General features: G+C 71.4%; 19 protein-coding genes. 9 read left to right on the forward strand and 10 right to left on the reverse strand.

Annotated elements, in window-relative coordinates; translation table 11 throughout:
• Positions 1-49: 49 nt before the first annotated feature.
• The 4 genes from CBF90_RS08970 to CBF90_RS08985 are packed head-to-tail and all read left to right on the forward strand — an operon-like array spanning position 50 to position 4,096.
• Positions 50-1,177 carry a glycosyltransferase gene (locus CBF90_RS08970; RefSeq protein WP_242435640.1) on the forward strand — a complete coding sequence of 376 codons (1,128 nt, stop codon included), beginning with the start codon at positions 50-52 and terminating at the stop codon, positions 1,175-1,177.
• Positions 1,174-2,292 carry a glycosyltransferase gene (locus tag CBF90_RS08975; RefSeq protein WP_064956167.1) on the forward strand — a complete coding sequence of 373 codons (1,119 nt, stop codon included), beginning with the start codon at positions 1,174-1,176 and terminating at the stop codon, positions 2,290-2,292. Before CBF90_RS08970 ends, CBF90_RS08975 begins: the two co-directional genes overlap by 4 nt.
• Positions 2,289-3,302 (forward strand): glycosyltransferase, encoded by a 1,014-nt coding sequence (locus CBF90_RS08980; protein ID WP_088380419.1) that lies wholly within the window; start codon positions 2,289-2,291, stop codon positions 3,300-3,302. Before CBF90_RS08975 ends, CBF90_RS08980 begins: the two co-directional genes overlap by 4 nt.
• The gene (locus CBF90_RS08985; protein ID WP_088380420.1) at positions 3,299-4,096 is read left to right on the forward strand and encodes a galactosyltransferase-related protein; all 798 of its coding nucleotides are present in this window, start codon (positions 3,299-3,301) and stop codon (positions 4,094-4,096) included. The genes CBF90_RS08980 and CBF90_RS08985 overlap by 4 nt, the downstream gene beginning before the upstream one ends.
• Here CBF90_RS08985 and CBF90_RS08990 read toward each other — a convergent pair.
• The 4 genes from CBF90_RS08990 to CBF90_RS09005 all read right to left on the reverse strand — a co-directional run bounded on the left by CBF90_RS08990 (position 4,059) and on the right by CBF90_RS09005 (position 7,830).
• Positions 4,059-5,258, reverse strand: a complete 1,200-nt coding sequence (locus CBF90_RS08990) for a glycosyltransferase family 4 protein (RefSeq protein ID WP_088380421.1) — start codon at positions 5,256-5,258, stop codon at positions 4,059-4,061. The two genes, CBF90_RS08985 and CBF90_RS08990, sit on opposite strands and share 38 nt — an antisense overlap.
• Positions 5,255-5,557: a hypothetical protein gene (locus tag CBF90_RS08995; protein ID WP_088380422.1), complete on the reverse strand. Its 303-nt coding sequence runs from the start codon at positions 5,555-5,557 to the stop codon at positions 5,255-5,257. The genes CBF90_RS08990 and CBF90_RS08995 overlap by 4 nt, the downstream gene beginning before the upstream one ends.
• A 100-nt stretch (positions 5,558-5,657) precedes the next feature.
• Positions 5,658-7,130, reverse strand: coding sequence for a glycosyltransferase (locus tag CBF90_RS09000; protein ID WP_088380423.1), 1,473 nt, complete (start codon positions 7,128-7,130; stop codon positions 5,658-5,660).
• Positions 7,131-7,137: 7 nt separating this feature from the next.
• Positions 7,138-7,830, reverse strand: a complete 693-nt coding sequence (locus CBF90_RS09005) for an SDR family oxidoreductase (RefSeq protein ID WP_088380424.1) — start codon at positions 7,828-7,830, stop codon at positions 7,138-7,140.
• Between the two features lie 219 nt (positions 7,831-8,049).
• On the opposite strand from CBF90_RS09005, the gene CBF90_RS09010 reads away from it, so the two are divergent.
• From CBF90_RS09010 to CBF90_RS09020, 3 genes are read left to right on the forward strand one after another with little or no spacing between them, the layout of a single operon-like run.
• Entirely contained in the window at positions 8,050-9,954 is a 1,905-nt protein-coding gene (locus CBF90_RS09010; protein WP_088380425.1) for a beta-glucoside-specific PTS transporter subunit IIABC, read from the forward strand.
• Positions 9,941-11,392 carry a family 1 glycosylhydrolase gene (locus CBF90_RS09015; RefSeq protein ID WP_088380426.1) on the forward strand — a complete coding sequence of 484 codons (1,452 nt, stop codon included), beginning with the start codon at positions 9,941-9,943 and terminating at the stop codon, positions 11,390-11,392. The genes CBF90_RS09010 and CBF90_RS09015 overlap by 14 nt, the downstream gene beginning before the upstream one ends.
• A gap of 44 nt (positions 11,393-11,436) precedes the next feature.
• Positions 11,437-12,264, forward strand: coding sequence for a PRD domain-containing protein (locus tag CBF90_RS09020; protein WP_088380427.1), 828 nt, complete (start codon positions 11,437-11,439; stop codon positions 12,262-12,264).
• Between the two features lie 7 nt (positions 12,265-12,271).
• On the opposite strand, the gene CBF90_RS09025 is transcribed toward CBF90_RS09020, so the two are convergent.
• From CBF90_RS09025 to CBF90_RS09050, 6 genes are read right to left on the reverse strand one after another with little or no spacing between them, the layout of a single operon-like run.
• Positions 12,272-13,075: an HpcH/HpaI aldolase/citrate lyase family protein gene (locus CBF90_RS09025; RefSeq protein ID WP_023952407.1), complete on the reverse strand. Its 804-nt coding sequence runs from the start codon at positions 13,073-13,075 to the stop codon at positions 12,272-12,274.
• The gene (locus CBF90_RS09030) at positions 13,060-13,845 is read right to left on the reverse strand and encodes a 2-keto-4-pentenoate hydratase (RefSeq protein ID WP_088380428.1); all 786 of its coding nucleotides are present in this window, start codon (positions 13,843-13,845) and stop codon (positions 13,060-13,062) included. The genes CBF90_RS09025 and CBF90_RS09030 overlap by 16 nt, the downstream gene beginning before the upstream one ends.
• Positions 13,846-13,872: 27 nt before the next feature.
• Entirely contained in the window at positions 13,873-15,033 is a 1,161-nt protein-coding gene (gene hpaD, locus CBF90_RS09035) for a 3,4-dihydroxyphenylacetate 2,3-dioxygenase (RefSeq protein WP_088380429.1), read from the reverse strand.
• A 53-nt stretch (positions 15,034-15,086) separates the two neighbouring features.
• Positions 15,087-16,598: a 5-carboxymethyl-2-hydroxymuconate semialdehyde dehydrogenase gene (gene hpaE / locus CBF90_RS09040; protein WP_023952401.1), complete on the reverse strand. Its 1,512-nt coding sequence runs from the start codon at positions 16,596-16,598 to the stop codon at positions 15,087-15,089.
• 28 nt (positions 16,599-16,626) lie between these two features.
• Positions 16,627-17,325 carry a GntR family transcriptional regulator gene (locus tag CBF90_RS09045; protein WP_242435641.1) on the reverse strand — a complete coding sequence of 233 codons (699 nt, stop codon included), beginning with the start codon at positions 17,323-17,325 and terminating at the stop codon, positions 16,627-16,629.
• Positions 17,322-18,782, reverse strand: coding sequence for a fumarylacetoacetate hydrolase family protein (locus CBF90_RS09050; RefSeq protein WP_088380431.1), 1,461 nt, complete (start codon positions 18,780-18,782; stop codon positions 17,322-17,324). Before CBF90_RS09050 ends, CBF90_RS09045 begins: the two co-directional genes overlap by 4 nt.
• A gap of 76 nt (positions 18,783-18,858) precedes the next feature.
• Here CBF90_RS09050 and CBF90_RS09055 point away from each other — a divergent pair, with 76 nt between their 5' ends.
• Together CBF90_RS09055 and CBF90_RS09060 are read left to right on the forward strand one after the other, a co-directional pair.
• Complete coding sequence (locus CBF90_RS09055) at positions 18,859-20,259, forward strand: MFS transporter (RefSeq protein ID WP_023952395.1); 1,401 nt, start codon at positions 18,859-18,861, stop codon at positions 20,257-20,259.
• 22 nt (positions 20,260-20,281) lie between these two features.
• On the forward strand, positions 20,282-22,171 hold the full coding sequence (locus CBF90_RS09060) for an FAD-dependent monooxygenase (RefSeq protein ID WP_023952393.1): 1,890 nt from the start codon (positions 20,282-20,284) through the stop codon (positions 22,169-22,171).
• Positions 22,172-22,179: the final 8 nt, after the last annotated feature.

Here is a 22,179-nt window from a genome sequence, read left to right on the forward strand (position 1 = left end):
AGCGTCCGACTCGGGTCGCCCCTTCTCGGCGGCTCCAGCAAGGAGATTCGTGACCATCGTGACCGCGAGCGTGCCCCGGGACGGGATGTCCGGTGCACCCGACGTGCGCGTCGTGGCAGTGCCTGCGGGGCATCCGTACGTGCGGCGTGTGACGGATGCCGCGGGCATCGAGGTTCTGCCCGACCCGCCGGTGCCCGGCGCGGCCGAGGGCGTCTGGTGGCCTCCCGTGGCGCTCGACCCCGACTGGATCCGCCGCAACGCCGACGACGCCGATATCCTGCACGTCCATTTCGGCACCGAGTCTTTCCCCGCCGGTCACCTGACGGCGTGCGTCGAGGCAGCACACGCGGCGGGATGGGCCGTCGTGTTCACCGTGCACGACCTGACGCATCCGCAGCTGACCGACCAGAGCCCCTATGCCGCGCAGCTCGACGAGCTCGTACCGCGGGCCGACGCTCTCGTGACTCTGACCCCGGGAGCAGCCGCCGAGGTACGCGAGCGCTGGGGGCGGGATGCGGCCGTGCTGCCGCACCCCGCGATCCTGCACGAGGGCGAGAGCCCGTCCATCGTGGCGGTGAGCGAGGACCTCCGGATCGGGATGCACCTGAAGGACCTGCGCCCCGGCACCGACGGGCCCACGAGCGCGCGGACGCTCATCGCCGCGGTCGAGCGGCTCCGAGACGAAGGCCATCACGCCGTCGCCGAGATCCGGATGCACCGGTCGGTCCGCGATCAGGGCGCCCGCGACGAGGTCCGTGCGGCCGTGGCCGGACACCCGTATGCGGTCCTCGTCGAGCAGGGCCGGTTGCCCGACGCCGCGTTGAACACCGCGCTCGGCGGGCTCGACGTGTGCGTGCTGCCCTACCGGTTCGGCAGCCACTCGGGGTGGCTCGAGCTGTGCTGGGACCTGGGGGTGCCCGTCGCCGTCCCCGACGTCGGCCACTTCGCCGATCAGCACGACGACGCCTCGACAGCGAGCTTCCGCCCGGGCGACATCGAGACGCTCACAGCGGCACTGCGCTCACTGCTGTCGTGCGATGACGCGGCACGGCCCGGGTCGATCGCGCGAGCCGAGCTGACGGAGCGGCGCCGCGCCCGTCGCCGGGAGCAGGATGCCGCGACGGCGGAGGCGCACGCCGCGCTGTACCGCCGGCTCCGCAGCGAGCGTGTCTCGTGACGGGGCGTTCGCTGCGCATCGCGGTGATCGCGCCGCTTCGGTTCCCGATCCGCAGGCCTCACGCCGGCGGACTCGAAGCCGCCGTCTGGTCGGAGATCGAGGCTCTGCGCGCGCGAGGCCACGAGGTGACCGTCGTCGCGGTGACCGGGTCGGACCACGTCGAGCCCGGCAGCGTCTGGGAGATGCCCGAACTGGGCTGGGATGCCGACGCGGTGCGTACCGACAAGACGTACCCGCCCGCGTACGAGACGCTCAGCGTGCCGATGCTCCGGCGCGCGCTCGAGACCATCGGCGCGCGGGCCGCCGACTTCGACGTGATCTCGAACCATTGCCTGCACGCCCTCCCGCTGCAGCTCGCGCCGCAGCTGGGCGTGCCGATGGTCACGACCCTGCACACGCCCGTGGACGACGACTTCGTGCGCGCGCACCGCGCCGCCGCGGGCCGCGGCAGCGCGTTCCTCTCGGTCAGCGAGCACACCCGCCGCGAATGGCAGCACGCGGGGGTCGCCTCGACCCTGCTGGCCAACGGCGTGGACCCGCGCGTCTGGACCGGCGGCCCGGGCGGCGACGACCTCGTCTGGTTCGGCCGCATCGTCCCCGAGAAGGCCCCGCACCTGGCGGTGGCCGTCGCGCGGGCGCTGGGGCGACGCCTCACGATCGCGGGTCGCGTCGGCGATCGCGCGTACGCCGACGAGGTGCTCGGCCCGCTGCTCGGTGACGGCGTGACCGTCGTCGGCGAGCTCACGCCCCTCGAGCTCGCCGACCTCGTCGGCCGATCGGCGGTCGCGCTGGCCACTCCGGCGTGGGCGGAGCCGTTCGGACTCGTCGGGCCCGAGGCCCTCATGTGCGGGACCTCCGTGGTCGGCTTCGCCGTGGGCGGGGTGCCCGAGATCGCCGCGGCCAGCATCGGCATGCGGCTCGTGACCGCGGGGGACGTCGTCGCGATGGCGGATGCGGTCGAGGAGATGTGGGAGCAGGCTCGCGATCCGCGCTTCCGCCGCGCGGTCCGCGCCCGCGCGGTCGAACGCTTCTCGCTCGATGCGCGCACGACGGCTCTCGAGGAGATCTTCGCGTCGCTGAGCACGGAGGCCGCCCCCGCCGAGCTGCCGGCATGACCGGGCGCATCGGCTGGTACGTGCATCACCACGGCCAGGGGCACCTGACCCGGATGCGGGCGATCGCCCCCCACCTCGATGCCGACGTCGTCTGCTTCAGCTCGCTGCCCGTTCCCGCCGATCTGCCCGCGAACGTCTCCTGGGTCGAGCTCGCGCGCGACGATCAGCCCGCGCCCGCCATCCCCGCCGACGACCCGACGGCCGGCGGGATGCTGCACTGGGCCCCGCTGCGCCACGCCGGCCACCGCTCCCGGCTCGCGGTCATCGCGGCGGCGGTCGCGGCCGGCGACATCGAGGCGTTCGTCGTCGACGTCTCGGCCGAGGTCACGCTCTTCCTCCGGCTCCTCGGTGTGCCCGTGGTGATCATCACGCAGCCCGGTGACCGCGTCGACGAGCCCCACCGGCTGGCCTTCCTGGCCGCGCGGCGGATCATCGCGCCGTGGCCGGAGGAGATCTACGCGCCGGAGCACCTGACCGCCCTCGGCGATCGCGTCGCATTCGTCGGCGGGATCTCGCGGTTCGCTGGCCGTGACCGGCCCGCGCAGCCGCGCGGTGACGAGGTCGTCCTCCTCGGCGGTGGCGGCGGGGCCGACGTCTCCGCCGCCGACATCGCCGCCGCCGAGCGCGCGTCGAGACGCCCCTGGCGCGTGCTCGGCGCCGGTTCCGGAGCGTGGACCGCCGATCCCTGGGACGCGGTCACGACGGCATCCGTCGTCGTGTCGTGGTGCGGCCAGAACGCCGTCGCCGATCTCGCCGCCGCCGGTGCCCCGGCCGTCGTCATCCCGCAGGAGCGTCCCTTCGCCGAGCAGCGTGCGACGGCGTCGGCACTGGGGCGATCCGGGCTCGCCGTCGCCCTGACAGCCTGGCCGGAGCCCGAGCGCTGGCCCGAGCTGCTCGCATGCGCATCGGCGCGCGGCGGTGACGGGTGGGAGGCATGGCGCACCGATGGCGCCGCCCAGCGGGCAGCGGCCGTCATCCGTGCCGAGGCGGTCCCGGGAGGACGAGCATGAGCGACATCGCGATCGTGACGCTGTGCTCGGCGCCACGCCTGGCCCACCTGCGCAACCAGCTGCGCGCGACGGCCGGCACCCCGCGGGTGGTCGTCTGGATCGGCGACGACGACGCTCCCGCGCTCGACGCCGAGTCCGTCGTGCATGTTCCGCCGGGGCCCGCCGGTCTGCGGCTCGCAGCGGCCCGAAACGCGGGCGCGCGTGCGGCGGAGGCGCTGGGGGCACGCTTGCTCGTCTTCCTCGACGCCGACTGCATCCCGGGTCGCGATCTCGTCGAACGGTACCGCGACGCGGCGGCGCAGCACCCCGATGCGGTCCTGTGCGGACCGGTGACGTACCTCCCCGCGGGGGCCGCGCTCGATGCGGCATCCCTCCGCGCGGCCACCGCGCCCCACGCGGCGCGCCCGGCCCCGCCCCCGGGTGTCCTGCAGCGCGCCGCGGCGGAGGAGTATCCGCTGTTCTGGTCGCTGTCGTTCGCGACCACGCCGGCCGTGTGGCGGGCCATCGGCGGCTTCGACGAGCAGTACGAGGGATACGGGGGCGAAGACACCGACTTCGCGTTCTCACTTCGCCGGGCGTCGGTCCCGATGATCTGGGTGGGCGGCGCCGATGCCTATCACCAGCATCACGAGACCTCGTCACCGCCCTGGCAGCACCTCGACGACATCTTGCGCAACGGCCGCCGATTCGCGCGGAAGTGGGGCGAGTGGCCCATGACGGGGTGGCTCGAGGCCTTCGAGCGAGCCGGGGCCGTCGTCAGAGAGGACGACGGCTGGCGTCGAGCCTCGGCCTGACCGCACCGGTGAGGAGCTCGGTTGCGGCGGCGAGCAGGTCGCGGGCGACGGGATCGGGGGCGAAGTCCGCCACCTGTGCGCGGGCGTGCTCGGCGAGCGTCCGAGCCCACGCCGGATGCCGCACCGCGACGGTGATGGCTGCGGCGAGACGTTCCGGGTCGGCGGGCGGTACGGACTGGCAGTCCTGCCCGTCGGTGCAGAACTCGTCGAATCCGCTCCCGGAGGTGACCACCAGGGGAGTGCCGATCGTCTTGACCTCCAGGGCGACGTTGCCGAACCCCTCCCAGCGCGAGGGGCAGATGACGACGTCCGCGCGGGCGATGGCCCCGTAGATCTCGTCGCCCGGCACGTGCCCGAGCCAGATCACCCGGTCGCGCGCCGACGGAGGCAGCATCTCGAGGAGCGCGGAACGCGTCGGCTCGTAGCGGGCGTCGCCGCCGGCGCCGGCGAGCACGAGCCACGCACGCGGGACATCCTGGTGAACCCGTCCGAAGGCCGCGAATGCGTCTTCGACTCCCTTGCGGCGCTCGGACCGGCCGAGGAAGAGGACGATCGGTGCGTCGTCCTGGGGCCAGCCCGTCGGCACCTCGGCGCGCGCTGCCGCCGCGGCGACGGCATCGACGTCGATGCAGTTGCGCACGATGCGGGCCGGGGGCAGCCCGGGGTAGAGGTCGCTCGTGCGGTCGAGCATCGCGCGGGAGATGGCGATGAGGCCGGTCGACCGGTACAGCTGACGTCGCTCGGCGGCAGCCTGCCGTGCGCGCACGATCCGCTGCCCGATGGGCAGGTCGGCCGCCGCGAACCCGGAGACCTGGTCGGCGAGCCGGATGCCGGTCGCGAGGTTCGTCAGCAGCGGTGCCGTACGGGGAAGCGCCGCGGCCAGCCCGCCCCATTCGGGGGCGAAGACGACGTCATGACGGTGGGCGCGGTATGCGCGTCGGACGCCGCCGTCGACCAGCCGGACGCCGGGGCCCGGGTCGTCGGACACGAGCTCCGCGCCCGTCTCGATCGCGAGGTCGACGGCGACCCCCTGGCGGGCGAGGGCCGGAAGGAGAGCGGCGTAGTGGCGGCCGATCCCGCCGGTGTACCCGGTGACTCCGGCGTACTCGGACGTCCCGACGAGCCAGCGGGTCTCGGCCTGCGACGTGAGCACCCTGGTCATGACGCCTCGACAGGAAGGGTGCCGAGCGAGAGGCCGGTGACAGCGGCGGCCTCGGTGAGCATGGCCCGCACGCGCCGCGGATCCGTGCTGACCGGGTGCGACGACGCGAAGTCGAAACGCAGGGGGATCGAGCGCTCGAGCCACAGCGTGCTCCGCCCCTGTCCGTCGCCGTGCCTCCAGCTCACCGTGAACCCCTCACCTGCGCCGAGCTTCGCCGCGATCACGAGCTGAAGGTGCGCGAGCACGTCGTCGGGCATGGGGATGGCGATCAGGTCCGATCCGTATCGCAGCAGTCCCATCGCGGCCCTCGCCTCCCTCGTGCCACGACAGGGTGCATCACCCGTTCGCCGTTGCGAGTGGCCCTTGACGAGCTGGTGGAGCGCGAGCTAACAGCGGGGGTCAACCGTGCTTCGGTCGCAGGCGGCGTCGCAGGCCCCCGGCCAGGCGGCGCGCGGCGGCCGACAAGCGGCGCTGCCCGATGAGGATGCGCCGCCGGCGCCGCGCCGTCCGCAGGACGCTCGCCCAGCGGTGCCGGATACGGGCGTCGCTGTAGGCGGATGCCGTCGCGCGTGCGTTCCGCCGCATCGCGGCTCGCCGGGCGGGGTCGGCTTCTGCCGCGGCACGCACGGCACGGGCGAGCGCCTCGACGTCGCCGTCGGGGACGAGCCAGCCGTTCTCGCCGTCGCGGATGAGCTCGGCCGGTCCGTAGGCGATGTCGTACGCGATGGGGAGGCAGCCCGCGGCCATCGCTTCGAGCAGGACGAGCCCGAACGCCTCGGATCTGCTCGTGAGCAGAAGGACGCTCGCGGCGGCCATCGCCGTGGTCGGGTCGTCGGTGTGGCCGTGGAACCGGATCGCGTCGTCGTCCACGGCCCGGGCGGCGAGCTCGTCGGCACGAGATCCCGTGCCGTAGACGTCGAGCCGGACCTCGGGGCCGTCGCTGTCGCCGTCGTGGCCGTGGATGAGGCGCATCGCGGCGACGGCATCCTCCACGCGCTTGATGGGCTCCAGGCGCGCGATGACGACGGCTCCGGTGCGGTCGGACTCCGGCGGCAGAGCGGATGCGTCGACGGCGGAGACCGGGTGGGCGATGCTCGCGAGGAACGGGCGGGGGCCCACGATGTCGCGGACGTCGGCGGCCTGGGCCTCGGTCGCGAAGGCGACGGCGTCGAAGTCGGCGAGCCGGGAGAACACCGCCTGGCGCGACGCCCGGACCGAGCCGGGCGTCGGGCCGCGGTGCGAGCCGTGCACGACGTGGACGGTGGTCACACGACGACGGCGGTAGCCCGCGGCGAAGGGGGCGACGGTCTTGCTGTCGACGATCAGGAACGCCTCGTCGTCTCCCACGAGGTGGTCGAGCCAGTCGGCGTAGAAGTCGTAGCGCCGGCGCCAGGCCCGGATCGGCCGGCCGTCGGCGTCGCGCGCGAGGAGGATGCGGCCGCGGGTTCCCACGCGCCGCTCCGAGAGCGCGATCGTGCCGTCGAGCCGGAGGTGGTCGATGTCGACCGGCTTGCCGTTCGCGCCCAGCCGGAGCCGGCGGAGGACCACGCCGCCGGCTCCGTCGGAGATGACGCCGTCGTCCTCGGGGTCGAGCGGAGCCGGAGCGTCGGGCAGCCCCGAGCGGGCGGGGACCTCGTTCGAGCGCGGCCAGTCGTAGAGGTTGCGGATGGTCACCGAGGTGCCGGCGCCGACTCCGGGGATCGGCGGCAGCGGGAGAGCGCGGTCGTCGAGGGTGAGGACGTCGACCGGTGTCCCCGCGTCGGCGAAGAGGCGGCTGCGGTCGAGCAGGGCCGTCGTCATGCCCCCGTAAGGGACGGCGATGCCCCAGGTCAGTGCGAGGTGTCGCCCGGGAGGGAGGTCGGAACCGGCCACGTCGTCGTCACCGCGGGCCGGGGCGCACGGATACGTCGGGGACGAGGGCGTCGCGCGGAAGGTCGAGCGCCGCGAGCGCGGTCGTCGCGACCGACTCCGGGTCGATGAAGGCCGCGGGGTCGTAGTCGCGCCCCTCCTGGCGGTGGACCTCCGCCTGCATCGGTGTGGCCGTCCGGCCCGGGTAGACCGTCGTCACGCGGACGCCGTTGGCGGATTCCTCGCCGCGGAGGGCGTCGGCGAGGGCCTTGAGCCCGTGCTTCGACGCGGCGTACGCGCTCCAGGAGGGGTGCGCGGTGAGGCCGGCGCCGGAGTTGACGAAGAGGATCTGACCGCGCGCGGTCCGCACCGCGGGCAGCGCGAGACGGGTGAGCTCCGCGGCGGCGATCAGGTTGACGGTCAGCTGATCGGTCCACGCGGCGACGGACAGGTCGGATACCGGGCCCAGCTCGACGACGCCCGCCCCGTGGATGACAGTGTCGATCGCCTCCGGCAGGCGATCCGCGAGCGCGCCGGCGAGCTCCGCGGGCTCGCGCAGGTCTGCAGCGACGCCGACGGCATTCGGGAAGAGGTCCGCGAGCTCGGCGGCGCGGGCGTCGCTGCGGCCCAGGAGCACGAGCCGGTCACCGCGGTCGGCGAGCCGGCGCGCGATCGCGAGTCCGATGCCCGAGCCCGCGCCCGTGATGAGATGCGTCTGCGTCATGCTCCCATCGTCGCATCCGCGACCGTGCCCGTTGCGTCCGTTTGCACCCCGCAGCCGAACGTGCGACGATCTTCTCGGACATGTGACTGGTCATGCAGGCAGGATCCGAACGTACGTGCATCGCACGGCGGTCGGGTCCTTTTTTTATTGCCTCCGGCCGGGTCCGGAGCGGAGCCGCTCCGGCGGCACGGTCCGGGATTCCACAGGAGGAAAACGAAGATGACCACCACGAAGGACGCCACCGGCGCGATCCTCGAGCACGTCGGCGGACCCGAGAACATCGCCGCCCTGCAGCACTGCTCGACGCGACTCCGCTTCAATCTCGTCGACGACGCCCGCGCCGACGAGGCGGCTCTCAAGGCGGTGCCCGGCGTCATCGGCGTCGTGCGCGGTCCGCAGACCCAGATCATCGTCGGGTCGAAGGTGGGCGACTACTTCGCCGAGATCGAGAAGCTGCGCGGCGGACGTGCGGCGGCTCGCGCCGCGGGCACGCCCCGGCAGAAGCTCACCTGGAAGCGCGCGGGCTCGGCGATCATGGACTTCGTCGTGGCGGTGTTCACCCCGATCATCCCGGCGATCGCCGGCGCGGGCATCTTCAAGTCGTTCCTGATCCTCGCTTCGGCGCTCGGGTGGATGCAGGCCACCGATCCCAGCTACCAGGTGCTCTCCGCGATCCCCGATGCGGTGTTCTTCTTCCTGCCGCTGCTGGTGACCTACACCGCCGCGAAGAAACTCGGCGTCAACATCCCGCTGGCCCTCGGCATCGTCGGGCTCCTGGTGTTCCCGACGTTCTCGGGCCTGTTGACTCAGGAGGGCGGTGTCGCGCTGTTCGGGCTGCCGATCCCGGCGATCGCCTACAACGCGCAGGTGTTCCCGCCGATCCTCACGGTGCTGCTGCTGTGGCCCGTCGAGAAGCTCGCGACGAAGATCACCCCCGGGCCCATCCGCACGTTCTTCGTGCCGTTGCTGTGCTTCATCGTGGTCTCGCCGATCATGATCTTCGCTCTCGGGCCCCTCGGATACGGGCTCGGGTCGCTGCTGACCGGCGGGATGCTGTGGCTGTACGGCACGCTCGGCTGGGTCGCGATCGCGCTGCTGGCCGCCGTGCTCCCCTTCATCATCTCGGTGGGCATGCACAAGGCGTTCATCCCGCCCACGATCGCCACCGTCGCACAGCAGGGGCGTGACCCCTTCTACCTCGTGGCCTCGCTCGCCCACAACATCGCCGAGTCGGGCTCGAGCCTGGCCGTGGCCATCCGCACCCGCAACAAGACGCTGCGTGGCACGGCGATCTCGTCGGGCATCTCCGCGTTCTTCGGCATCACCGAGCCCGCGCTATACGGTGTGACGCTCCAGAACCGCCGCGCGCTGTTCGCGGTGATCGCCGGCTCACTGACCGGCGGCGTCTACCTCGGCATCGCCGCCGTCGGCGCCTTCGCCCTCGTCAGCCCGGGGGCTGCGAGCATCTCGATGTTCATCGACGTGCTCAACCCGTGGAACCTCATCCATGCCGTCATCGGGGCGCTCGTCGCCTTCGCGACCGCCTTCGTCGTCTCGCTCGTCATCTGGAAGGACTCCGACTCGGGCACGATCCGCGCGCTCGACGCCCAGGCCGGCACGGCGGGCGACATCGCGGCCGAGCCCGTCGCCGACGGCCGGCTCGTCGCTCCCGTCGCCGGCGAGGTCGTCCCCCTCGACCGCGTCGACGATCCGGTGTTCGGCGGCGGCATCCTCGGCGACGGCGTCGCGATCCGCCCCAGCACCGGCGCCGTGTACGCACCGCTGTCGGGAACCGTCTCGAGCCTGCTGCCGTCGAAGCACGCCTTCGGCATCACCGGCGACGACGGCGTCGAGATCCTCGTCCACGTGGGGCTCGACACCGTCAAGCTCGACGGTGCGCCCTTCGTCGCCCACGTCGCGCAGGGCGATCGCGTCGAACGCGGGCAGCTGGTCCTCGAGGCCGACCTCGAAGCGATCCACCTCGCCGGATTCGACACGATCACCCCCGTCGTCGTCCTCAACGGCGACGCGTTCGAGGTCGTCGAAGCCCTCACTGGGCCCGTCGAGGCGGGCACGGGAATCTTCACCGCACGCACCAAGGAGGCCGCTCATGGCACTGTCTGATTCGTTCCTGTGGGGCGGCGCGCTCGCCGCCAATCAAGCCGAGGGCGCGTGGCGCGAGGGCGGCCGAGGTCCGGCCGTCTCGGACATCGCGAAGTACCGTCCGAACGTCGACCCGCGCGAATACGCGATCCATCACGCGCACACGGTCGAGAGCATCACGGCCGCCATGGCCGATGACGACGAGACGTATTACCCCAAGCGCCGCGGCATCGACTTCTACCACCGGTATCCCGAGGATCTCGCGCTGTTCGCCGAGATGGGCTTCACGGTGCTGCGCGTGTCGATCGCGTGGACGCGGCTGTACCCGACGGGCGAGGAGACCGAGCCCAACGAGGAGGGCATCGCGTTCTACGAGGGGCTGTTCACCGAGATGCGGCGTCTCGGCATCGAACCGCTCGTCACGCTCTCGCACTACGACCCCCCTCTCGCCCTCGCCCTGAAGAACAACTGCTGGGTCGACCGCGGCACGATCGCCCTGTTCGAGCGGTTCGCCCGCACGTGCTTCGAGCGCTTCGGGCACCTCGTGAAGCTGTGGCTGTCGTTCAACGAGATCGACGGCATCGTGCGGCATCCGCTCACCTCGGGCGGCATCATCGAGGAGACCGTCGAGGGCAGCATCCTGCAGGCCTGCTATACCGCCCTCCACCACCAGTTCGTGGCCTCGGCCTCGGTGACGCGGATGCTGCACGAGATGTGGCCCGAGTCGCAGATGGGCTGCATGCTGACGATGCTGAAGACCTACCCGCTGACCTGTCACCCCGATGACATCGCCGCGACCCAGGCGAAGGACCGGCTGCTCTACCTGTGTACGGACGTCCAGGCCGGCGGCGCCTACCCCCGCCTGGCCCTCAACGCCCTCGCGCGACAGGGCGTCGAGGTCCCGTTCGCCGAGGGGGATGCCGAGCTGCTGCGCGAGCACCCCGTCGACTTCATCTCGCTGTCGTACTACATGACCCTCGCCGAATCCGTCGACCCGGATGCCGAGCGGACGCCCGGCAACACGGTGCTCGGTGTCAAGAACCCCTACCTCGAGTCCAGTGAGTGGGGCTGGCAGATCGACCCGGTCGGGCTGCGGATCTCGCTCATCGATCTGCACGACCGCTACGGCAAGCCGCTGTTCATCGTCGAGAACGGGCTGGGCATGCGCGATGAGCTCACCGCCGAGGGCCGCATCCACGACCCCTACCGCATCGACTACTTCCGGGCGCACTTCCGCGAGATGATCCGGGCCGTCGATGAGGGTGTCGAGCTCATGGGCTACACCAGCTGGGCGCCCATCGACATCATCAGCGCGTCGTCGTCGCAGATCTCGAAGCGATACGGTTTCATTCACGTCGACCTCGACGATCTCGGTCGGGGCAGCGGTGAGCGTCGGCGCAAGGATTCGTTCTGGTGGTACCAGCGGGTGATCGCCACGAACGGCGCAGATCTCGGGTGACCCTCCTGCTCCATGAGCGTGAGGCCGGGTCGATGAGGACGGGCATGCAGACCATCAAGAAGGTGCTCAACTCGAGCGTCGTGCTCGTCGACGACGAGCGCGGGGTCGAGCGGGTGCTGCTGGGCAAGGGCATCGGATTCGGAGCCAAGCCCGGCGACGTCGTCGACGAAGGGGCGACCGACCGGGTGTTCGTCGCGCTCGACGATGCGGATCAGCGGAACCTCGTCGAGCTGCTCGCGCAGATCCCGGGTGAGTTCGTCGAACTGACCCGGGAGATCGTGCGAGATGCCGTGGCCTCGGGGCTCGATCTGGACCCGCATATCTACCTCACGCTCACCGACCATCTCCACTTCGCCGTCGAGCGGCACCGGCGCGGCCTCGTCGTAGTGAACCGGCTCGCCTGGGAACTGCGCACGGTCTACCCCGACGAGTACGCCGTGGGCGCGCGGGGCGTGGAGCTGCTGCGAGCACGGATGCGCGTGGATGTGCCGGACGAGGAGGCCGCGAACATCGCGTTCCATCTCGCCAACGCCGCCAACGGGCGGGCCGGTGCCGACACGATGCACGTCGTACGGCTCATCTCCGCGGCGACGACGATCGTCTCGAACACCACGGGGATCGCGTTCGGCGACGACCTGCACTCGTCGCGCTTCCTCGTGCACCTTCAGTTCTTCGCCGAGCGGGTGTTCTCCGGGCGCATGCTCGACAGCGACGACGGCTTCCTCTTCGAGAGCATGAGCCGGCGGCATCCGCGCGCCACGGCGACGGCCGAACGGGTGCGTGCCCTCGTGCGGACGCAGCACGACGTCGAGATCTCCGACGAGGAGGTCGCCTACCTCGCCCTGCACATCGCGCGGGCCGTTCCGGGGTGATCCCGCGTCAGTATCCGGAGCGGGTCGTGCGGTCGGCCTCGGGCACCCACGCCGTCGCGAGCGCTTCCGAGCCGCGGGCCAGGAGTGCCACGTCGGCTCCGACGAGCAGGAAGTCCGCTCCGGCGTCGGCGTAGTCGCGGGCGAGCGCGGGGTCGAAGGCGTTCACGCCCACCGGTGCGCCCGCGGAGCGGGCCTCGGTGAAGACGCGACGGACGGCGGCCACGACGTCGGGGTGCGTCTGCTGTCCGAGCAGCCCCATCGACGCGGCGAGATCGCTCGGGCCGACGAACACGCCGTCGACGCCGTCGACCGCGGCGATGGCCGCGGCGGCGTCGACGCCCGCGGCGGTCTCGATCTGCACGACGAGCGACACGTGCTGCTCGGCGTCGGCCAGGTAGTCGTCGACGCGGTTCCAGCGGGCCGAACGGGCGAGGGCGGAACCCACGCCGCGGATGCCGCGCGGCGGATAGTGCACCGCGCGCACGACCGCTTCTGCTTCGGCGGCCGACGACACCATCGGCACGAGCAGGTTCTGCGCTCCGAGGTCGAGCACCTGCTTGATGACGACCGGATCGGCGGTCGGGACCCGCACCATCGTCGTCACCGGCGCCGCTGCGGCAGCCTGCAGCTGCGCGAGGACCGATTCGATACCGTTGGGCGAGTGCTCCATATCGATGAGGAGCCAGTCGAGTCCCGCACCGGCGCAGATCTCGGCGACCAGCGGCGACCCGGAGCAGACCCACATGCCCGCGAGCGGGCGGTCGGCGCGCGCGAGGGCGTCGCGGAAGGTCGGTGTCAGACGAAACGGCATGCGATCACTCCCATCGGGCCATAGTCGCAGCGGACCGCGTCGCCGCGCGACACCCACATCGGCCGGGTGAACGACCCGGCGAGGATCAGCTCGTCCGCCTCCAGACGCGCGCCGTGCTGCGACACCTTGTTGGCGAGCCAGGCGACGCCCGTGGCGGGGTGTCCGAGAACACCGGCCGCCACCCCCGTCTCCTCGATCTCGCCGTTGCGCGAGAGCAGCGCCGGGACCCACCGCAGGTCGATCTCATCGGGGCGTCGCCGCTCGGTGCCGACCACCATCGCACCGTAGGCGGCGTTGTCGGCGATCGTGTCGACGATCGTGCGCCCCTCGAGCTCGATGTGCGAGTTGAGGATCTCGAGCGCCGGGACGGCGTAGTCGATCGCGTCGAGTGCGTCGTCGAGCGTGCAGTCCGGTCCGGTGAGCGGACGGGCGAGCGCGAACGCGAGCTCGACCTCGACGCGCACGTTCGAGAACCGCTCGGTGGGGATCTCGGCGCCGGAGGAGAAGATCGTGTCGTCGAACATGACGCCGTAGTCGGGCTCGGTGATCCCGGTCGCCTGCTGCATCGCCTTGGATGTCAGGCCGATCTTGCGCCCCACGAGCCGGCGGCCCGACGCGATCATCCGATCGCGCCAGACGCCCTGGATGGCATACGAATCCTCGACGGAGGCGCCGGGATAGCGGGCCGTGATCCGCGGGATGACGCCGTGCGTGCGATCGGCCTCGGCCAGTTCGTCCGCGATGGCGGCGATGTCGTCGGGGGAGAGCATGAGCGTCCTCTCAAAGCTGGTTGGAGATCAGAGCTGGTTGCCGAGCTTGTACTCGCCCTGCTTGTACTCGGGTAGCCCGTCATCGCCCGGGCGGGTGTACGAGAATCCGTCCGCGCCGATCGTGACGGCCATCTCGGAGTCATCGGTGCGGGCGCGGAGCGGCTGGGGATTCCCGTCGAGGTCGAGGACGAGCGAGGCCTCGGTGTACCAGGAGGGAACGACGGGGTTGCCCCACCAGTCCCGGCGCTGGTTGTCGTGGACGTCCCACGTGACGACGGGATTGTCGGGGTCGCCGGTGTAGTAGTCCTGCGTGTAGATCTCGACCCGGTGTCCGTCGGGGTCGCGCAGGTAGAGGTAGAACGCGTTCGAGACGCCGTGGCGCCCCGGCCCCCGCTCGATCGCGTCGGAGCGGCGCAGGGCGCCGAGCTTGTCGCAGATCGCGAGGATGTTGTGCTTCTCGTGCGTCGCGAAGGCGACGTGGTGCATGCGGGGGCCGTCGCCGCCGGTCATCGCGGTGTCGTGGACGGTCGGCTTCCGCCGCATCCACGCCGCGTACACCGTGCCGGCGTCATCCTGGATGTCCTCGGTCACCCGGAACCCGAGCGACTGCATGAACTGCACGGCGCGCGGGACGTCCGGGGTCACCTGGTTGAAGTGATCCAGGCGCACGAGCTCGCCGGGCGTGTGCAGGTCGTAGCGCCACGAGAGGCGCTCGACGTGCTCGGTCTGGAAGAAGAACTCGTAGGGGAAGCCGAGGGGATCCTCGACGCGAACCGAGTCGCCGATGCCTCGCACGAAGCCCTCCGGGCGCCGCTCGACCCGGCACCCGAGCTCGGTGTAGAACTCCACGGCGCGGTCGAGGTCGTCGGCCGACCGGACGCGGTACGAGAACGCCGCGACGGCGGCGACCGGCCCCTGGCGCAGGATCAGGTTGTGGTGGATGAACTCCTCGGTCGAACGGAGGTAGATCGCCTCGTCGTCCTCCTCGGTGACGTAGAGCCCGAGCACGTCGACGTAGAACTCGCGCGAGGCGGCGAGGTCGGTGACGACCAGCTCCATGTACGCGCAGCGGAGGATGTCGGGAGCCGGCGCGGTCGGCGTCGGGATCGGGTCGTCGCAGGTGATCGGCGCCTCTTGGCTGACGAAGTAGCCCGAGGAGGTCCGGGTCATCTGGTCGCGGTGGGTCATGACAGCGTCCTTGCTCTCGTTGTCGGGGTGCAGTCGGGGTGCCGGGCGGCGATTCAGCTCTTGCCGAAGGTCGGGTTGTGGACCGCGCCGAGGGTGATGTGCACCGCCTGCTGGTGCGTGTAGAAGTCGATCGACCGGTAGCCGCCCTCGTGGCCGAGGCCGGACGCCTTGACACCGCCGAACGGGGTGCGGAGGTCGCGCACGTTGTTGGAGTTGAGCCACACCATTCCCGCCTCCACGGCCTGCGAGAAGTTGTGCGCCCGCTTCAGGTCGTTGGTCCAGACGTAGGCGGCGAGCCCGTACTTCGTGTCGTTGGCGAGGTCCAGGGCCTCGGCATCCGTGTCGAAGGGGGTGATCGCGACGACCGGGCCGAAGATCTCCTCCTGGAAGATCCGCGCGGTCGGGGGGACGTCGGCGAAGACGGTCGGGGCGACGAAGGTGCCGGTCTCGAACCCCTCGGGGCGACCGCCGCCGGCGACGAGCCGGCCCTCGCTCTTACCGAGCTCGACGTACGACATGACCTTCTCGAAGTGCTCGGGGTGCACGAGCGCGCCGACCTCGGTGGCCGGGTCGTGGGGGTAGCCGACGCGCACCCGCTCGGCCTGCGCGGCGTATCGCTCGACGAACTCGTCGTACACCGAGCGCTCGACCAGGATGCGGCTGCCTGCCGTGCAGCGCTCGCCGTTGAGCGAGAACACCCCGAAGATCGTGGCGTCGATCGCGGCGTCGAGGTCGGCGTCGGCGAAGACGATCGCCGGGCTCTTGCCGCCCAGCTCCATCGAGAGCCCCTTGAGGTGCGGTGCGGCGTTGGCGAAGATCAGCTGCCCCGTCGAGCTCTCACCCGTGAACGAGATGAGGGGCACGTCGGGGTGCTTCACGAGCGCGTCGCCCGCGTCCTCGCCGAGGCCGTTGACGAGGTTGAACACCCCCGGCGGCAGTCCCGCCTCTTCGAAGATGCCCGCCCACAGCGACGCGGACAGGGGAGTGAACTCGGCGGGCTTCAGCACGACGGTGTTGCCGGTGGCGAGTGCCGGGGCGAGCTTCCACGACTCGAGCATGAACGGGGTGTTCCACGGCGTGATGAGCCCCGCGACTCCGATGGGCTTGCGGTTGACGTAGTTGATCTGACGGCCGGGCACTTTGTACGTGTCGTCGGCCTGCGCGACGATCAGGTCGGCGAAGAACCGGAAGTTCTCCGCCGCGCGCCGGGCCTGCCCGAGCGCCTGGGTGATGGGGAGACCGGAGTCGAACGACTCGAGCTCGGCGAGGCGGGCGTCGCGCGACTCGACGAGGTCGGCGATGCGGTGAAGCACGCGTGAGCGCTCGCGCGGCAGCATCCGCGGCCACGGCCCGTCGGCGAAGGCTCGGCGGGCAGCGGCGACGGCCGCGTCGACGTCGGCCTTCTTGCCGGCCGCGGCCTGCAGATACACGCGTCCGGTGACGGGGTCGAGCACGTCGAACGTCGCGCCGTCGAGCGAGTCGACGAGCGACCCGTCGATGTAGTGCCGGATGGCGCCGGGGAGGTCCGCGGGCGTGTGAGGGGCGGTGAGCGTCGTGTCGGTCATCTCGTGCGTCCTTGCAACAGGGGGGCGGTCAGAAGTTGGGCAGGCCGAGCGCCTGGTCGGGGTGCTCGTGCGTCATGTAGGCGTCGAGCGTGGTCGAGCGGTGGCGCCGCGCGGCGTGCTCGATCTCGGTGAGGGGCGCCCCTCGCTCGATCAGCGCGAGGATGTGCTCGTGCTCCCGCACCGACTCCTGGGCGCGGCCCGGGACGAAGCTGAAGGTCGAGTCGCGCAGGTGGCCGAGTCGCGCCCATTCGGCCTGCACGAGCTCGAGCATCCGCGGGTTCGCGCACTGCTCGAACAGCGTCGCGTGGAACTCCTGGTTCAACCGGGTGAACGAGCGGGGGTCGAAGTGATCGAGCGACTCGGTCATCAGCGCGTTGATCTCGCGCGCGCGTCGGATGTCGTCGACGCGCAGCGCACGCGCGGCGAGCGCGGTCGCGGCGCCCTCGAGGATCGACAGCGCCTGCATGCTGAAGCGGTACTGCGAGTCGTCGACCATCGCCACGCGGGCGCCGATGTTGCGCTCGAAGGTCACGAGGCCCTCGGCCTCGAGCTGGCGGATCGCCTCGCGCACCGGCACGACGCTCATGTCGAGCTCGCCGGCGATCGTCCCGAGCACGAGCCGGTATCCGGGGGTGAACTCCTGCTCGGCGATGCGCTCGCGGATCCAGTGATACGCGCGCTGCGACTTGCTCTGCGTCTCGGGCAGGGGAGGCGTCGGCGACATCATGCGCCGCGCTCGCCGTCGTACCGGGCGCGCCAGGCCGCGTTCATCGGGAACAGGCCGTCGACCGAGGCGCCCTCCGCGACGCGCGCGGCGATCCAGGCGTCCTCGTCCTCCTGCGCGAGGGCCGCATCGACGACCTCCGCCACGAGTGCCGGCGGGATGACGATGACGCCGTCGGCGTCGCCGACGATGATGTCTCCGGGCTGGACGGTCGCGCCGCCGCAGGCGATGGTCCCGCCCGCCTCCCACGGGACGTGCTTGCGTCCGAGGACGGCCGGATGGGCGCCTGCGGTGTAGACGGGGAGCCCGATCTCGGCGACGGCGGCGTAGTCGCGCACGCCGCCGTCGGTCACGACGCCGGCCGCTCCCCGGGTCCGGGCGCGGAGGGCCAGGATGTCGCCGAGGGTGCCCGATCCGGTCTCGCCGCGCGCTTCGATGACGATGACCTCGCCGGGCGAGACCGTGTCGAACGCCTGCTTCTGCGCGTTGAACCCGCCGCCGTGCTGAGCGAAGAGGTCGGGGCGGAACGGCACGAACCGCAGCGTGGCGGCGGTTCCGACGAGCTTGCTGCCGGGGTGCATCGGACGGACGCCGTCGATCGTGACGTCGTCGAGGCCGCGCTTGCGCAGCTGCTGCGACAGCGCCGCGACGGGCACGCGCTCGAGCTTGACGCGGAGGTCGGCGGTGAGGCCGGATGCCGGCTCGTCCGGCAGCCCGGCCGCGGCGGCGGATCCCCATGCCTCCTCGCGCTGGACGTCGTCGATCGCGGGAAGGGAGCCGAGCGCGGGGTCGAGGGCAGGGCTCGTGTCGGCGCCGACCGTCGTCACGAGACGTCCGGACGTGGCGCCGGTGTCGAGCGCGTCGACCTCGACCTCGACGACGTCTCCCGGAACGATGACCGACGATCCGGCCGGCGTGCCGGTCAGGATGACATCGCCGGTCTCGAGGGTCACGTGCTGCGAGAGGTCGGCGACGATCTGCGCCAGGGGGAACAGCAGGCCGGCGGTCGTGTCGTCCTGGACGAGGTCGCCGTTGACCCAGGTGCGCACGCGGAGCCGGTGGGGGTCGACGGTGCGGGCGTCGATGAGGTCGGGGCCGAGGGGAGTGAAGCCGTCGCGGCTCTTCGATCGCAGGTTCGACCCCTTGTCGGCGGAGCGCAGGTCGTAGACGCCGAGGTCGTTGGCCGCGGTGACCGCGGCGACATGGTCCCAGGCCTCGGCGAGGGTGACGTGGCGCGCGTCTCGTCCGATGACGAGCGCGATCTCGCCCTCGAACGCGAGCAGCTCGGTGCCCGGCGGGCGTTCGACCGTGCCGCCGGTCCCGGCGATCGAGCTCGACGCCTTCAGGAAGTACGAGGGGGCGGCGGGCGTGCGCCCGCGCTGGGCCGCCCGGGATGCATAGCTCAGGTGGACCGCGATGATCTTGCCCGGTCGACCGGAGCTTCCTCGCTCTTGTCTCATATTCGAAATCGTATATGATCATCGCCAGCAGAACAACGTCTGCAGACAACGTCGTCGACACCTCGGGAGCACGAAGATGAGCACCCCCACATCCACCCCCGGTCCGGCCGCTCGCAGCGGCTTCACCCCGACCGGGACCATCGCCACCGCCGCCGACCGCCGCCGCGTGGTCTTCGCCACCGTCGTCGGGACGACGGTGGAGTGGTACGACTTCTTCATCTACGCCACGGCGGTCGGGCTGGTCTTCGGTCAGCTCTTCTTCGCTCCGCTGGGTGCCAACAGCGCGTTGATCGGTTTCGCCACCGTCGGGGTGAGCTTCCTCTTCCGGCCGCTCGGCGCCTTCCTCGCCGGCCACCTCGGCGACCGGCTGGGACGCAAGCTCGTGCTGATGTGGACGCTCATCCTCATGGGCGTCGCGACGGCACTGATCGGCCTCCTGCCGACCTACGAGACCATCGGTCTCGCAGCGCCGGTCATCCTCGTGCTGCTGCGCATCGTCCAGGGCATCTCGGCCGGCGGCGAATGGGGTGGCGCCGTGCTCATGGCCGTCGAGCACGCGCCGAAGACGCGCCGTGGCGCGTTCGGCGCATCGCCGCAGATCGGCGTGCCGCTCGGGCTTCTCCTCGCGTCGGGCGTCATGGCGCTCATGGCGATGATCGCCCCCGGCGAGGCGTTCCTGGCCTGGGGCTGGCGAGTCCCGTTCCTCCTGAGCGTCGTGCTCATCCTCGTCGGCTGGTACGTGCGTCGCCGCGTCGAGGAGAGCCCCGTGTTCACCGAGCTCGCCGAGCGGCGCGAGAAGGCGCACATGCCGATCGTGCAGCTCTTCCGCAAGCACGCCGCCCTGGTCATCATCGCCGCCTTCGTCTTCGCGGGGAACAACGCCGTGGGCTACATGACCACGGGCGGCTACATCCAGAACTACGCCACCAACCCCGATGGGCCGCTCGGCTTCGACCGCGAACCGGTCCTGTGGGCCGTCGCCGGCTCGGCCGTCACCTGGCTCGTCACCACGCTCATCGCCGGATTCCTCTCCGACCGCATCGGGCGTCGCACGACCTACATCGCCGGCTGGATCCTCCAGCTCGCGGGCGTGTTCGCCCTCTTCCCTCTCGTGAACACCGGAAGCATCGGCCTCCTCTTCGCCGGGCTGGCGATCCTGACGATCGGCCTGGGCCTCACTTACGGCCCGCAGGCCGCCCTGTACGCCGAGCTCTTCCCCGCATCCATCCGGTTCTCGGGCGTCTCAATCTCGTACGCCATCGGCGCCATCCTCGGCGGGGCGTTCGCTCCGACGATCGCCACCGCGCTCGTGCAGGCGACGGGATCGACCATGTCGGTGACCTGGTACCTGGCCGGGATGACGGTGCTCGGGCTCGTCGCGACGCTGCTGCTGCGCGACCGCAGCGGAATCCCGCTCGACCCCGACCACGAGGCCGAGCAGTCGGTGAGCCCGATCGTCGGCACCGGCCGGCGCTGAACGCGGCGGCCAGGAGGACACGATGCAGTTCCATCATCACGGCTACGTCTCGGGAGATCCGCGTGTGCAGCCCGCGGCCGGTCGCGGGCTGCATCGCCCCGCCGAGCTGCCCGACCAGACCGACGTCCTCATCGTCGGCTCAGGGCCTGCGGGGATGCTGCTGGCCGCGCAGCTGTCGCAGTTCCCCGATGTCGACGTGCGGCTGATCGAACGCCGCGAGGGGCGACTCGAACTGGGTCAGGCCGACGGCATCCAGCCGCGCAGCGTCGAGACCTTCCAGGCGTTCGGGTTCGCCGAGCGGATCATCGCCGAGGCCTACAACATCGGCTGGATGAACTTCTGGGCGCCCGACCCCGACGATCCGGCGCGCATCGTGCGCACCATGCGCACGGAGGACTACGCGCTGCGGATGAGCGAGTTCCCGCACCTGATCGTCAACCAGGCGCGCGTGCTCGACTACTTCGCCGAGGCCGCGGCGCACGGGCCGGGGCGCGTCGTCCCCGACTACGGCATCGAGTTCCTCGGGCTGACCGTCGGTGACGAGGGGGACTTCCCCGTCGAGGTGCGCGTGCGTCACATCGCGGGCGCTCGGGCGGGGGAGGAGCGCACGATTCGCGCCAAGTACGTCGCGGGGTGCGACGGCGCGCGCAGCCGCGTGCGCGACGCGATCGGCCGGGTCCACGTCGGGGCGGCCTCGGCGCACGCCTGGGGTGTCATGGACGTGCTGGTCAACACCGACTTCCCCGACTGGCGCATCAAGTGCGCGATCAACTCGGCGGCGGGCAACATCCTGCACATCCCGCGTGAGGGCGGCTACCTCAGCCGCATGTACATCGATCTCGGCGAGGTCGCCCCCGACGACGATCACCGCGTGCGGCAGACGCCGATCGACGAGATCATCCGGCGTGCCAACGCGATCCTGCATCCCTACTCGATCGATGTGAAGGAAGTCGCCTGGCACAGCGTCTACGAGGTCGGGCACCGCGTCACCGACGGCTTCGACGATGTCCCGGCGGGCGCCCCGCGTGCGCCGCGCGTGTTCCTCACCGGCGACGCCTGCCATACCCACAGCGCGAAAGCCGGGCAGGGGATGAACGTCTCGATGCAGGACGGGTTCAATCTCGGGTGGAAGCTCGGTCACGTCCTGACGGGTCTGGCGGCGCCCTCGCTGCTGTCGACCTACGGAGCCGAGCGCCGGCCCGTCGCGCAGCAGCTGATCGACTTCGACCGGGAGTGGTCGGCCCTCATGGCGCGCAAGCCCGAGGAGATCACCGATCCGCAGGATCTCGCGACCCATTACCTGGCGACGGCGGAGTTCCCCTCCGGCTTCCGCACCCGGTACGCCCCGTCGGCGATCGTCGCCGACGCCACGCACCAGGACCTCGCTTCCGGCTTTCCGATCGGCATGCGATTCGCGTCCGTCGAAGTCGCTCGCGTCGCCGACGGCAACGCCGTGCACCTCGGTCACCATGCCCGGGCGGACGGGCGGTGGCGTGTCTACGCGTTCGCCGATGCCCCGCTGCCGGGCGCCCCGTCCGCCCTCGGCGACTTCGCGCGGTGGCTCGCGTCGCCCGCGTCGCCGGTGTCCGTGCACACCCCGGCGGGCGCGGACGTGGACGCGGTGTTCGACGTCAAGGTCGTGTACCAGCAGCGGTACGACGACATCGAGCTGCCGCTCGTGCCTGACATCTTCCGCCCCCGTACCGGTCCGCTCGGTCTGACGGACTGGGAGAAGGTGTACGCCGCGGCACCGAGCGCGTGGCATGATTCCGACATCTTCGAGGAGCGGGGCCTCTCCCGCGACGGCGTCGTCGTGGTCGTCCGCCCCGATCAGTACGTCGCTGCCGTGCTGCCCCTGACGGCGACGGACGAGCTCGCGGCCTTCTTCGCGGGAGCCCTCCTGCCGCGCTAGGAGGCCGC

This window comes from Microbacterium sp. AISO3, from assembly GCF_002204305.1.
Taxonomy (GTDB): Bacteria; Actinomycetota; Actinomycetes; order Actinomycetales; family Microbacteriaceae; genus Microbacterium; species Microbacterium arborescens.

Bases quoted from the DNA above. Each gene is read 5' to 3' on its own strand.
- CBF90_RS08980 (WP_088380419.1), top strand. From the start codon at position 2,289: ATGACCGGGCGCATCGGCTGGTACGTGCATCACCACGGCCAGGGGCAC.
- CBF90_RS08985 (WP_088380420.1), top strand. From the start codon at position 3,299: ATGAGCGACATCGCGATCGTGACGCTGTGCTCGGCGCCACGCCTGGCC.
- CBF90_RS08990 (WP_088380421.1), bottom strand. From the start codon at position 5,258: ATGACCAGGGTGCTCACGTCGCAGGCCGAGACCCGCTGGCTCGTCGGG.
- CBF90_RS08995 (WP_088380422.1), bottom strand. From the start codon at position 5,557: ATGGGACTGCTGCGATACGGATCGGACCTGATCGCCATCCCCATGCCC.
- CBF90_RS09005 (WP_088380424.1), bottom strand. From the start codon at position 7,830: ATGACGCAGACGCATCTCATCACGGGCGCGGGCTCGGGCATCGGACTC.
- CBF90_RS09010 (WP_088380425.1), top strand. From the start codon at position 8,050: ATGACCACCACGAAGGACGCCACCGGCGCGATCCTCGAGCACGTCGGC.
- CBF90_RS09015 (WP_088380426.1), top strand. From the start codon at position 9,941: ATGGCACTGTCTGATTCGTTCCTGTGGGGCGGCGCGCTCGCCGCCAAT.
- CBF90_RS09020 (WP_088380427.1), top strand. From the start codon at position 11,437: ATGCAGACCATCAAGAAGGTGCTCAACTCGAGCGTCGTGCTCGTCGAC.
- CBF90_RS09025 (WP_023952407.1), bottom strand. From the start codon at position 13,075: ATGCCGTTTCGTCTGACACCGACCTTCCGCGACGCCCTCGCGCGCGCC.
- CBF90_RS09030 (WP_088380428.1), bottom strand. From the start codon at position 13,845: ATGCTCTCCCCCGACGACATCGCCGCCATCGCGGACGAACTGGCCGAG.
- hpaD (WP_088380429.1), bottom strand. From the start codon at position 15,033: ATGACCCACCGCGACCAGATGACCCGGACCTCCTCGGGCTACTTCGTC.
- hpaE (WP_023952401.1), bottom strand. From the start codon at position 16,598: ATGACCGACACGACGCTCACCGCCCCTCACACGCCCGCGGACCTCCCC.
- CBF90_RS09045 (WP_242435641.1), bottom strand. From the start codon at position 17,325: ATGATGTCGCCGACGCCTCCCCTGCCCGAGACGCAGAGCAAGTCGCAG.
- CBF90_RS09050 (WP_088380431.1), bottom strand. From the start codon at position 18,782: ATGAGACAAGAGCGAGGAAGCTCCGGTCGACCGGGCAAGATCATCGCG.
- CBF90_RS09055 (WP_023952395.1), top strand. From the start codon at position 18,859: ATGAGCACCCCCACATCCACCCCCGGTCCGGCCGCTCGCAGCGGCTTC.
- CBF90_RS09060 (WP_023952393.1), top strand. From the start codon at position 20,282: ATGCAGTTCCATCATCACGGCTACGTCTCGGGAGATCCGCGTGTGCAG.